The organism is Hyalangium minutum (genome assembly GCF_000737315.1).
Lineage (GTDB): Bacteria > Myxococcota > Myxococcia > Myxococcales > Myxococcaceae > Hyalangium > Hyalangium minutum.
The window spans coordinates 121,308-132,345 of record NZ_JMCB01000034.1; the positions used below are offsets into that span (position 1 = coordinate 121,308).

At 66.2% G+C, this 11,038-nt stretch carries 10 protein-coding genes; 5 read left to right on the forward strand and 5 right to left on the reverse strand.

What is annotated here, in order from left to right; all coding sequences use genetic code 11:
* Nucleotides 1-4 precede the first annotated feature (4 nt).
* Together DB31_RS43815 and DB31_RS43820 are read right to left on the reverse strand one after the other, a co-directional pair.
* Nucleotides 5-994, reverse strand: coding sequence for an aldo/keto reductase (locus DB31_RS43815; protein WP_044199875.1), 990 nt, complete (start codon nucleotides 992-994; stop codon nucleotides 5-7).
* Between the two features lie 113 nt (nucleotides 995-1,107).
* Nucleotides 1,108-2,133, reverse strand: coding sequence for an AraC family transcriptional regulator (locus DB31_RS43820; RefSeq protein ID WP_044199877.1), 1,026 nt, complete (start codon nucleotides 2,131-2,133; stop codon nucleotides 1,108-1,110).
* A 152-nt stretch (nucleotides 2,134-2,285) separates the two neighbouring features.
* On the opposite strand from DB31_RS43820, the gene DB31_RS43825 reads away from it, so the two are divergent.
* Nucleotides 2,286-2,876, forward strand: a complete 591-nt coding sequence (locus tag DB31_RS43825) for a hypothetical protein (RefSeq protein ID WP_044199878.1) — start codon at nucleotides 2,286-2,288, stop codon at nucleotides 2,874-2,876.
* An 83-nt stretch (nucleotides 2,877-2,959) separates the two neighbouring features.
* Here DB31_RS43825 and DB31_RS43830 read toward each other — a convergent pair whose 3' ends face one another.
* Complete coding sequence (locus DB31_RS43830) at nucleotides 2,960-4,612, reverse strand: Ig-like domain-containing domain (RefSeq protein ID WP_044199880.1); 1,653 nt, start codon at nucleotides 4,610-4,612, stop codon at nucleotides 2,960-2,962.
* A 127-nt stretch (nucleotides 4,613-4,739) separates the two neighbouring features.
* Here DB31_RS43830 and DB31_RS43835 point away from each other — a divergent pair, with 127 nt between their 5' ends.
* Nucleotides 4,740-5,759, forward strand: coding sequence for a hypothetical protein (locus DB31_RS43835; protein WP_157232506.1), 1,020 nt, complete (start codon nucleotides 4,740-4,742; stop codon nucleotides 5,757-5,759).
* Between the two features lie 55 nt (nucleotides 5,760-5,814).
* On the opposite strand, the gene DB31_RS43840 is transcribed toward DB31_RS43835, so the two are convergent.
* Nucleotides 5,815-6,243 (reverse strand): DUF533 domain-containing protein, encoded by a 429-nt coding sequence (locus DB31_RS43840; protein WP_044199882.1) that lies wholly within the window; start codon nucleotides 6,241-6,243, stop codon nucleotides 5,815-5,817.
* Between the two features lie 284 nt (nucleotides 6,244-6,527).
* Nucleotides 6,528-8,636, reverse strand: a complete 2,109-nt coding sequence (locus DB31_RS43845; RefSeq protein ID WP_044199884.1) for a pre-peptidase C-terminal domain-containing protein — start codon at nucleotides 8,634-8,636, stop codon at nucleotides 6,528-6,530.
* A 119-nt stretch (nucleotides 8,637-8,755) separates the two neighbouring features.
* Between DB31_RS43845 and DB31_RS43850 the strand changes: the two genes are divergently transcribed.
* The 3 genes from DB31_RS43850 (at nucleotide 8,756) to DB31_RS43860 (ending at nucleotide 10,953) form a co-directional block, all read left to right on the forward strand.
* Entirely contained in the window at nucleotides 8,756-9,145 is a 390-nt protein-coding gene (locus DB31_RS43850) for a DUF1304 domain-containing protein (protein ID WP_044199886.1), read from the forward strand.
* A 106-nt stretch (nucleotides 9,146-9,251) separates the two neighbouring features.
* Nucleotides 9,252-10,460 carry a phospholipase D-like domain-containing protein gene (locus DB31_RS43855; RefSeq protein WP_052420719.1) on the forward strand — a complete coding sequence of 403 codons (1,209 nt, stop codon included), beginning with the start codon at nucleotides 9,252-9,254 and terminating at the stop codon, nucleotides 10,458-10,460.
* 244 nt (nucleotides 10,461-10,704) lie between these two features.
* Nucleotides 10,705-10,953: a VOC family protein gene (locus tag DB31_RS43860; RefSeq protein WP_044199933.1), complete on the forward strand. Its 249-nt coding sequence runs from the start codon at nucleotides 10,705-10,707 to the stop codon at nucleotides 10,951-10,953.
* Nucleotides 10,954-11,038 lie beyond the last annotated feature (85 nt).

Here is an 11,038-nt window from a genome sequence, read left to right on the forward strand (position 1 = left end):
CCGCTCAGCGGCCGGTCATTCTCTCCAGGTGTTCGGGATAGCGAGCGCCTTGCACCGTGAGCTTCGAGGCGCCGCTCTCGAGCTCCCGGAGATCGCCCGGCGTCAGCTCCACGTTGGCGGCCCCGATGTTCTCCTCGAAGCGCTTGAGCTTCGTCGTCCCTGGGATGGGAACAATCCACGGCTTCTGCGCCAAAAGCCATGCCAGGGCAATCTGGGCCGGGGTTGCCTTCTTCCGTTGCGCGATGGTGCCCAGCAGTTCCACGAAGGACTGATTCGCCTTGAGCGCCTCCGGTGTGAAGCGCGGGAGGATGTTGCGGAAGTCGTTCTTGTCGAACTGGGTCTTCTCGTTCATCGCGCCCGTCAGGAAGCCCTTGCCCAGAGGGCTGAACGGAACGAAACCGATGCCGAGTTCCTCGAGGGTCGGCAGCACTTCCGCTTCAGGGACTCGCGTCCACAGCGAGTACTCGCTCTGCAAGGCGGTGACGGGCTGGACCGCATGGGCCCGGCGGATCGTCTTGGCGCCAGCCTCCGAGAGGCCGAAGTGCCTGACCTTGCCTTGCTGGATCAGCTCCTTCACCGCTCCCGCGACGTCCTCGATCGGCACGTCCGGATCCACCCGGTGCTGGTAGAACAAGTCGATGACCTCCGTCTTGAGCCGCTTGAGGGAGGCCTCCGCCACCTGCTTGATGTGCTCGGGCCGGCTGTCCAGCCCCGCTTGCTTGCCGCTGGAATCGATCTTGAACCCGAACTTGGTGGCGATCACCACCTGCCCACGGACCGGAGCCAGGGCTTCGCCCACGAGCTCTTCGTTCGTGAACGGACCGTAGACCTCAGCGGTGTCGAAGAAGGTGACGCCCCGAGCGACGGCCGTCCGAATCAGGGAGATCATCTCCTGTTTGTCCGCGGGCTGACCGTAGCCATGGCTCATGCCCATACAGCCGAGCCCGATGGCCGAGACCTCCAGATTGCTGCTCCCCAGTCTGCGCTTTTGCATGGCTTCTTCTCCTGTGCCTGGAGAGATAAGCCCTGGTCCCACGGAGGACTAGGCGCCTGGAAGCCAATGGGCTGTTAAGCCCTGCCTCACAATCGGGTGCGTGTGCCATCCCTTCAGCGAGCGTCGAGGCTGCCTGCCAAGGCGCGCCGGTACTCCGCGGGGCGCTGTCCCGTCCAGCGCCGGAAGGCCCGGTGGAAGGTGCTCACCTCGGAGAAGCCGAGCAGGAAGGCAATCTCCGACAGCGAGAGCTTGCCCTCCTGAAGGTGGTGCAGGGTCAGCTTGCGGCGGACATCGTCGACGAGCCGCTGGTAGCTCGTCCCCTGCTCCTGGAGCCGGCGGAAGAAGCTCCGCTTGCTCAGGCCGAGCTGGCGAGCCAGGGGCTCTGCCTCCGGGATGCCGGTGCTCAGGTTCTGCAGGATGGCGCGGCGCACCTGATCGAGGAACTGCTCCTGGACGGGAAGCTGCTCGAGGAGCAGCCGGGCAAACCGGTCGAGCACAGGGCCCAGCGTGGGGTCCGCCACCGGCAGGCGCCGATCCAGCAGGTGCCGCTCGAAGCGAAGCTCGGTGATGGGGTGGCCAAAGTGCAGGGGGGCTCGGAACATCCGCTGGTGCTCGCGGATGTCGTCTGGCCGCGCGTGCTGGAAGTAGACCTCGAGCGGCACCCACTCCTCCCGCAGATACGCGCGCCCGCGGAGGAGCAGGCTCGCGAGGATGAACTCGTTGATGTGCCGGGAAAGCACCCCCGGTCCGCGCCAGATGTGCATGAGCCGCACGACCGAGCCCTGCTCCTCCATGCTGAACGAGCCCGCGTCATGAATCAGGCGCTGGTAGCGCATGAAACCGCGATAGCAGTCCCCCAGGCAGGGCGCGTGGCTCATCATGTGGTCGAGCACGTCATAGGTCCCGTGAGGCAGCCGCTGGGCGAGACGGAGCCCGAAGGCTTCGTCTCCCGAGCGGCGCGGCAGCTCCTCCCAGAGCGCGGCCAGGAACTCGTGCGGGACCCGGCTGTCGGGCGCGCGGAGCTGCTCCGCGTCCACCCCGTATCGGGCCAGGAGGTCACTGACGTCGACGCCAATCTTAGCGGCCACCTGGACCAGGAAGAGTGGCACGAGGGCTGTGACGGTGAAGCGCTGAGGCATGGCGGGGAAGCGTACCTGCCCTCGCGCTCCGTGGCACTCCGGGACAATTCTCTGGCACGCCCCGGCAATGATGAGCCGCCGCGTTTTTCCCATCATGGCCGCGAGCTGAACGGGTGATGGACACCCGGCTTCCAGCTTCTCACGGAGGAGTCATGAGCACGCTGCGGAAAGTTCTGTTGTCCCTCGCAATGGTTTCACTCGGAGTCGGTTGTGGCGCGGAGGCGCCCCTGCAGGAGCGCCTCCCGGAGGAGGGACAGGCCCAGGTGGCCGCGCTCGGCTCGGCACCTCCGGCCGCGCCCGGGAGCAAGCTGACAGGCTTCGTGGTGAACGGCACCCAGTCTCGCGTGTACTTCCTGGGCGCAAACAATCACGTGTATGAGCTGTGGTTCGACGGGCAGAGCTGGCACTCCGGCGACCTGATGCAACGGGCCTCGGCACCCAACGCCGCACCGGGCAGCGCGCTCACCGGCTTCACGGTGAATGGCACCCTGTCACGCGTCTACTTCACCGGAGCGGACAACAAGACCTACGAGCTCTGGTACGACAGCCAGAACTGGCACTCCGCGAACCTGACGCAGTGGGCCTCGGCGCCCAACGCCGCGCCCGACAGCGCGCTCACCGGCTTCGCAGTGAACGGCAACCTGTCTCGGACCTACTTCCTGAGCGCCGACAACCACGTCAACGAGCTCTGGTACGACGGGCTGAACTGGCACACCGTGGATCTCACCGCGACGGCGAACTGAGTTCCCCCACGTCTGACACCCTGTGCCAGGAGACGGCGGATGCTTCGCCGTCTCCCTCCCACTTGAATGGAGCGACAGCCCCTTTACCGGGTGGAGACGTTGTTCCAGGCCGTGTGGATGCGGTACCTGCCATCGCTCGCCGGATTGGTCCATGCGAGAACGGACCATCCCGCCTGGTCGGTCACGAGGCCGACCGAGCCCCAGTGACTGGGGCCAATGATGTCGAACGGCCCCGCCTCGGTCCTCCAGGCCGTGTCTCCTGAACCGAGCGCAGAGACCCGAAGCTCGAAGTCCCCTCCGGCCCGGGGTTGCTCCCAGGCCAGGAAGAGCGTGGAGCCACTCACGGCGAGCTTCTTCGGGAAGGCCCAGTTCTCCGCCGCGAGCCTGGGCAGATCGCTCCAGTCCGTCCCCGTCCACACCTTCACGAGAATTCCGTCGTTCGCAGGCGAGCTGTAGGCCACGACGGGCCGCCCCTGCGCGTCCACGCTGAGCATGGGTCGCTCATAGCCAATTCCCGGGAAGGACTCCCCCAGCTGCACCCAGCCCTCAGGGCTCCAGGCGACGACACGCACGGAGGCCGTACCGGCAGCGGTCCGCTCGAGCCACGCGAAGACCGGCCGCCCCGCTCCGTCCACAACCACCTGCGGCTCCGTGGTGAGCCCGCTCTCGGGCCCGCAGGGCATCCCGGTGAGTTCCTCGAGCGTTCCGTTGACCACACGGCCGGCATGCTGGCAGCGGTACTCCTGCGCCGGCTGCCAGCCAAGCGCCATCATGCCGCCCGGACCTATCGCGAGCCCGACATTCCACGTCCACGTGGAGAACGGCATGGTGGCGATGGGGTCACCCCAGACGTCGTTCACCAACCGGTGCACGTGGATGCCGTGATGGGCGGCGTACGCGATGCCATCGGGCGCGGTCGCCAGCGCCACCGCGCCGGTGTTCGACTCGACGCGGGCGGCTGGGCCGCTCTTGCAGAGAGATCCAAAGGCAATCGCGGGAGTCTCTTGTCCGGGAACAGCCTCCTGGTAGGCCATGACGATCTCCGAGCCGCTGCGCGCAATCGTCATCTCGCTCGAGCCCGGTGAGTCGGGGCGCAGCCCCTCCACGAGCCGAGGAACTTCGAGCCCCCAGGGACCTTCGCTCAGGACGTTGCCGAACTCGTCGGTGGCCATTATCGAGATGTTCCAGGAGGTAGGCAGCGCGGCAGGCACGGCAGGGAAGATGAGCAACTTGCGGCCGCCGAGCAGCACAAGGCTTGCGGGAACGGAGGCGCCTGCCCCATCCCGAACGGTGACGGAGAGGGAGTCCGGAACAATGATCTCCGAGAACTCGGCGGCAATGCCACACGCCCGCGTGAAGGGCTCACCGGCCTGGGGCCACCGCGCCACGATCTTCGGGGCCGTGGCGTCGCGGGTAAAGCTCACACGGCGCTCCAGCTGAGGGCGCTCGCCGTTCACGTTGAAGAATGCGACGGCGGTGAGCTCGTGGGCACCGTCGGCCAGTTGCCGCAGATCGAGCTCATGGGTGTACGGCGAGGACAGGCGGGCGACGATCTCGCCGTCCAGAGACAGGTCGATAAAGGCCGCCGCAGGCGCCGTCTGGAGCTGAACGGTGAGCCGCTCGCCCAGGGTGCTGTTCTCCACCGGAGAGACGAACTCGAGCGAACCGGTGAATTCCTCCTGCTTCGAGCAGGCGACGAGCATGCCCAGCCAGGCAACCATCAGGATGCGATACACGGGAGTCCCCCATTCAAGATGCGCCGCGCTCTCTTCGCACGGAGCGAGCGGCGCAGCCAGGAGAACCCTCCACTCATCGACTGGCTACCCGGCGCGCTTTGCTGCGAGAATCGAGCAGAGCCTGCCCATGGAAAACCCCCGGCCTCGCCGTCCAGTGGAGTTCCTCACCTCGTCCCCGAAGCGAGGGGGGAGCTGGCCCAAGCTCCTCGTCGGGACGCTCGTAGGGGGCTTCGTGTTGGTGTACGCGGGCGGTGAGGCGCTGAGCCTGTACCACCGCCACCGCGGCCCCTCTGATCCCGTGGCCCCTGTCCGGGAGAAAGAGAGGCAACGCGTTGCCTCCCCCAGCCAGCCGGGCCTTCAGGACTCCCTGACACAGGTGGAGAAGGAGATCCCCAACCACGCACACCTGAGAGCGGCCCAAGCCAAGCTGATGGACCAGAAGCTCGCAGCGGCCAAGGCCGAGCTGGACGCGATCAGCCCGGACACGACGCTGTTCGAGCAGGTGAACGCGCTGAAGCGCCAGCTTCGGGCCGCCGCGGACAAGGGAATGGCCGAGGCGGATCACCTGGGCAGCGCAGGCAAGCGCGAGGAAGCCATGGCCCTCCTGCAGGAAGTGCTCAGCGTCTTTCCTGACGACGAGCAGGCCCGGCTCCTCCAAGTCAAATGGAAGCCTCGTGAAGCCTGCTGGGGGTTATCGCAGCCTCCCCCACCTCCCCCCTCTGTGCCGGCCTGGACCAAAGCCACCCGCCGATTCATGGACAAGGATCTACCGGGTGCCATGGCTATCGCTCGGGCATGCAAGGGCCATGAACCCCGGTGCAAGCCGGGCCTCCAAGAGCTGGAGGAGTTCAACAAGCTCTACCTGCGGCTGGAGTCGCTGAATGCCCGGCAACTCCTGCGCCTGAGCCAGTTGGACAAGCAGATCACAGGGACCTCCACGCCCAGCCAGCTCGGCTCACTCGTGGCACAGCGCGCGGACCAACTGAAGGCCCAAGCCAAGGACCACTTCCTCCAAGGCGATGCGCTCAAGGACTCCGAGCCCGCCAAGGCCCGCTCGGAGTTCCAGCAAGTCACGGCGAAGACCTCACCGGACGACGAGCTGCACCAGAAGGCGCGAGCCTGGCTCGGGAAGCTCGCGAGGAAATGAGCGTGTAGCCAGGCGACAGGGCTATCGGAGCGGCCCGTCAAAGCACCTGGGAGGGCTAGAGCAGCTTCGACATGATCTCGCGCTCGCGCTGCTCGAGCTTGATCGAGTCGAGCGTCCAGTCGATGAGCGCGTCGGCGACCGACACGTCGAGACCGAAGGTGCTGGCAGCCTCCTTCACCGAGGCGCGCTCCTCTTTCGCGATCTCGCCGTCCGCGCACGCCACCTCGACGAGCATGCGCAGCAGAGAGACGCGCAGCTCGCGGATTTCGATCTTGCTGATGATGTCGGCGAAGCGGCTGGGCTTCTTGAACTCCTGCTCGATGAGCGCGGCGACCTGCTCGTCGCGGGGCGACAGGCCCATGCCCAGCACGATTTCATCCAGCTGCTGACGCTCGTCCTCGGTGATGCGGCCATCGCTCGCCGCCACGTTGGCCATGGCCTGGACGAACGCCAGCAACTGCTCCTGGGGGTACTCGCGCGACATGATCGTCTCCTGGGCGAGCGGCGCGCGGCGGGCCGGGGGATGTCGGACAGAGCCGGGGCCGGGCTGCTCGGGGGGCGCAGGATAGTGGGCGCCCGCGAGGACCGGAAACGGTTTTCAGCGCGCGGGCATCGGGCCCTCAGCCCACGTCCTTCCGCGTCACAGCCTCCGGAGACTCCTGGATCTGGGGCACAGCCTCTACCAGTCCACCCACCTGGCCGGAGCGCAGCGAGGCCCACCTGGAGCAGGTGGGCCTCTTTCCACCTCAAGCGACGACGACCCGCGGCTTACCAGCCCGCGAGCAACGTGTACTTGCCGTTGGTCGCGCCCGTGCCGCCGCTGTAATAAATCACCTTCACATACAAGACGGTCGCCGTCGTGCCGGTGTTGGCCCGGGTCACCACGTCGGCAAGGCCCGTCCCCTTGAGGCTCGAGCTCAGCTGGGTTCCCGAGCTGTTATACAGGTACAGGTCGTAGTCCGAGGTCGCGTTCGGCGTCATCGTCGCCGTCAGCGTCTTGCCTGCCGGCAGGCTCACCTGGAAATAGTCCACATCGCTGCTGGCTGAGATCGTCGCGTTGACGGTGGTGTTGGCCGCGGAGATCACGTTCGCCGTTGCCGTGGTGTTGTTGGCCTCGGTCTCGTTGATGGACGGGCCCGAGACGACAGTGCCAAGAATGCCTTGCGCCTGGAACTTCGCGTTGAAGGTATTCTCGTAAGTGGGATCCGCCGGGAACAGGTTGTGCGCCGCGTTGACGATGGCCGTCGCCATCGCCGGCATCTTCACCCCAGAGCCCAACCCGAAGTGCGCCTGGAGGATGATCTTGTCCACGTCCTCCCGCGGCTTGCCCGCCGCCTTCAAGCTCTTCAGCGCCTCGAACAGGGGCGCCGACCACAGCTCGTCGGACTGGAAGGTGACGCCTCCCTCGGTCACCGACTGGTGCGCGCTATAGGTCTTGCTGCTGTTGTACCGGGCGTCCGTCCGGTTGAGCATGCGGCCGTTCCAGCACGAGCTGTGGCCATCCCAGGTGAACACCCACTCGGGGTGGTACGTGGCGCCATTCGGCGTGCTGTAGGAGTACGAACCCGCCCAGTAGTCTCCGAAGCCTTCGCCCATGGCGCCCGTGTCGCCGCCGGTCCAGCTCGAGTTGATGTTGAACTGAATGCCATGGCCGTACTCGTGGAGGATCACGTCGGCGTCTTCGCTGTCGTTGACGCAGCCATGGCCAAAGGCCAGGTAGTCACTGGTGCCCCGGCTGTAGTGCGAGTTGTCGTCACCGCTGACGCCGTTGGTGTCCACATTCAGCGGGCGGTTGATGATGTTGGTGAAGCCCAGGGACTGGATGTACCGCTGGCTCTGATCGATATGGAAATAGACGTTGGTGTCGTCGAACGCGTCGTTGCCGCGCTTGGCCGTCCAGATGCCGTTGGTGGTCGTCGAGGGCGCGGTGTTCGGCGCTTCGATGTCCTTGATGTTGATGTACGGCCCGGAGAGCGAATACACACCGCCCGCCAGCGTGATGTCCCGCAGCGGCTTGGTGAGGTAAGCCGCGTCGAACGCCGTGGCGGCCGAGGTGTCCGTCAGGGCGTCGGTGTTCAGCGTGGTGCGGGGGTCGGGATCAAACACATAGCCGGTGCCGTTGATGCCAGAGGCCAGGCCCGCGGAAAACGTGGGCTTGGCGCCGCCCAACTTCTGCTCGATGGCGGCCGTCGCGGCCTTGCGATCCAGGGGCGGGCCCAGGACAAAGAAGCGGGAGGCGAGGGTCCGGTCCTCGAACTTGCCGTTGCGAGGCAGGGACGTGCTGTAGGAGCCGACCAGGCGGCCGTCCTGGGCGTTGATGTATTGCACGAAACCGCCGGTGGGCATCTGCGCGGCGATCGTCACCTTGTACACCAGCTGGAAACCGTCCTTGACGGGGATCCACACCCGCTCGTCCTTGGGCAGGTCCACCAAGGGCTGCTGGACCCGCATGTTCGTCCACGCCTGGTCCAGCGCGGCTTCGCTGGAGATCTGCGCCTTCAGGTACAGCTGGTTGACCGCGTCGTCATCCATCTCCGCGCTGACGTGCCGGGTCTCGTTGAAGATCTGCAGCAGCTGGCCATTCTTGCCAATCGAGACAATGATCTGTGCGTTGTCCACGGGCAGGTCCAGCAACATCTGCTGATAGCGGTAGTGCTTGCCCAGCAGGGACTCTTGCACCTCGACGAGCACCAGGTTGTCCAGGCTGCGAGGCAGCCCGTAGCGCTCGGCATTGTCTCGGAGCGCCTGCTCTGGGGAGAGGGCCTTGGTGCCCGAGAACACCGTCAGGTTGTCCGTCGTGGTGCTCTTGGCCTCGGCCGCACCGGCCGAGCCAAGGGCCAGCGACAGGGCCAGAACACGAAATGAGGGGTGACGCATACGCCTCCATGGAGTGGGGGATGCGCCTGAGCGTGGGAGAAATCACCCTGCGCTGTCAATGAAACCCTGGAATTTATTGATTTCCTGGAAGACTTGGAGGGCTCGGTTAGGATGGCGCGATGAGAGTCCTCCTCATCGTGCTCACGGGCCTGATCGCCCTGCTTCATCTCTGGTTCATGGTCCTGGAGATGTTTCTCTGGCAGACGCCCTTCGGGCTGGCGACGTTCCACCTCACGCCGGAGGTCGCCGCGAGCTCGGCGGTGCTGGCGGCAAACCAGGGCCTGTACAATGGCTTCCTCGCGGCCGGGCTGGGCTGGAGCCTGCTCATCGGCGAAGTGCACTGGGCCCTGCGCGTGCGCGCCTTCTTCCTGGGCTGTGTGCTCGTCGCCGGAGTCTATGGAGGCGTGACGGCGCAGCGCTCCATCCTGGTGGTGCAGGCCCTGCCGGCGCTCGTGGCGCTCATCGTGCTCGTCCTCCACCAGCGCTCCGTGCCGCGGGCGCGTCTGTAGGAGCCCTGCTCACACTTTTTCAGGAATCGAGACAATAAGGGGGACCGGAGGATGACGCGCTGAGGTCCCGTGCCCATCTCTTTCTCAAGAAGAGCTGGGGGGGCGAATGGGACGAGGGCGAAGGTGGGCGGTGGCCCTGGCAGCGGCCATCGTGTGGGTGGGGTGCGTCTCGTGTAGCCGCAACAAGGAGCAGTCGCAGCCCTTCTATCTGCGCTCGGGGGTGAGCTCGCGGGGCCCGGAGTTCGCCACGGCGCTCTACCAGACGGTGAGCACGCGCATGGTGCCGGGCAACCACCTGCGCTGGGCCAACAACGGCGCGGTCTTCGACGTGATGGAGGAAGAGCTGTCCCGCGCACGCTCCTCCATCAACATCGTCCTGTTCATCTGGCGCAAGGGACAGGCCTCCGAGCGGATCCTCTCCGTGCTCACCGAGCGCGCCCGGGCGGGTGTGTCCTGCCGGGTGCTGGTGGATCCCCTGGGGAGCGGGCCCTTCGAGAAAGACATCAAGCCGAGGCTGGAGGCTGCCGGGTGCCACGCGCACCTCTTCCGCCCGCTGCCCGCGGACGAGAACCTGGCGCGCAACCACCGCAAGATCATCGTCGTGGACGGCCGGGTGGCCATCACCGGGGGCCTGGCCATCCAGGACGAGTGGCTGGGAGATGCGCGCAACGAGAAGGAGTGGCGCGATACCAATGTGCGGGTGGAAGGTCCCGTGGTGGCGCAGCTCCAGCAGGCCTTCGCGGAGAATTGGCAGGAGCGCACCGGCGAGCTGTTGCCCGCCAGTGACTTCCCCGCGCTGGGCACCTCCGAGCCCAGCCTGGACGATGCGCGGGACGGCTGGGGCGGCTTCGTCGCCAGCACCGCCAACCCCGAGCTCACCCGCGCCGAGCGCCTCACGCAGCTGATGGCGCGCGCGGCGCACAAGCGGCTGTGGATCGCGCAGGCCTACTTCACGCCCAACGAGCCCCTCACCGCGCTGCTGGTGGAGCAGGCCCGCGCGGGGGTGGACGTCCGGGTGCTGGCGCCTGGGGACAAGAACGACCACACGTCCATCACCCTGGCGCAGCGGGCCACCTACGACACGCTGCTGGCCGCGGGCGTGCGCATCTGGGAGTACCAACCGTCCATGATGCACGCCAAGACGATGCTGGTGGATGACCGGCTGGTGCTGGTGGGCTCCATCAACTACGACGCGCTGTCCTTCAACCTTCTCGAGGAGGGTTCGCTGGTGCTCGAGGATCAGGAGGCCGCGCGGGGCATGGAGGCGTTCTTCCTGGAGGACCTGAAGCACGCCACGGAGGTGAAGGCCCGGTAGGCACAGTGGACTCGGCTCGGAGCGGCGGGTTGTTCTGCATGGAGGCGGCGGGAATCGAAGCCGCCGCTCGGAGCTTCTGGCGAGAGCGCTCCGTCTTGGTCGAGCGCAGTTCCCGTAAGACTTCCAGCTCTCGGACGCCCTCACCGCACCCCGCAGAAGAGCCTCTGTTCCTCCTATGCGCCTATATTTCGCGGTGGCGCAGATGGAGCGCTCTGGGCCGTCACGCAAACCAAAGGGAGTTCCAATGATCGATCACTTGAGTGTCGTCGTGAGCGACTCCGCGAAAAGCAAGGCCTTCTATTCGCAAGCGCTCGCACCCACCGGCCATTCGCGCGTGGTCGAGCTGCCTGCCACGCGTGAGGGTCAAAAGGAAGGTGCAGGCTTCTGCCATGCGGACGGGTCCGATTTCTGGATCAGCCAAGGCGAAGCGGTCACACCGCCGATCCATATTGCGTTTCGCGTCTCCTCTCGCGAAGCAGTGGACGCCTTGTAAGAGTTCACCGGCTCAAGCAGCCAGAGCAGCCGGAGCGGTCTCGAAGCTCGGGAGTAGCGAGGGAGGCTGGAGGCCGTGGCGGTGC

Coding starts and splice junctions, on each gene's coding strand:
- DB31_RS43815 (WP_044199875.1), bottom strand. CDS start 994: ATGCAAAAGCGCAGACTGGGGAGCAGCAATCTGGAGGTCTCGGCCATC.
- DB31_RS43820 (WP_044199877.1), bottom strand. CDS start 2,133: ATGCCTCAGCGCTTCACCGTCACAGCCCTCGTGCCACTCTTCCTGGTC.
- DB31_RS43825 (WP_044199878.1), top strand. CDS start 2,286: ATGAGCACGCTGCGGAAAGTTCTGTTGTCCCTCGCAATGGTTTCACTC.
- DB31_RS43835 (WP_157232506.1), top strand. CDS start 4,740: ATGGAAAACCCCCGGCCTCGCCGTCCAGTGGAGTTCCTCACCTCGTCC.
- DB31_RS43840 (WP_044199882.1), bottom strand. CDS start 6,243: ATGTCGCGCGAGTACCCCCAGGAGCAGTTGCTGGCGTTCGTCCAGGCC.
- DB31_RS43845 (WP_044199884.1), bottom strand. CDS start 8,636: ATGCGTCACCCCTCATTTCGTGTTCTGGCCCTGTCGCTGGCCCTTGGC.
- DB31_RS43850 (WP_044199886.1), top strand. CDS start 8,756: ATGAGAGTCCTCCTCATCGTGCTCACGGGCCTGATCGCCCTGCTTCAT.
- DB31_RS43855 (WP_052420719.1), top strand. CDS start 9,252: ATGGGACGAGGGCGAAGGTGGGCGGTGGCCCTGGCAGCGGCCATCGTG.
- DB31_RS43860 (WP_044199933.1), top strand. CDS start 10,705: ATGATCGATCACTTGAGTGTCGTCGTGAGCGACTCCGCGAAAAGCAAG.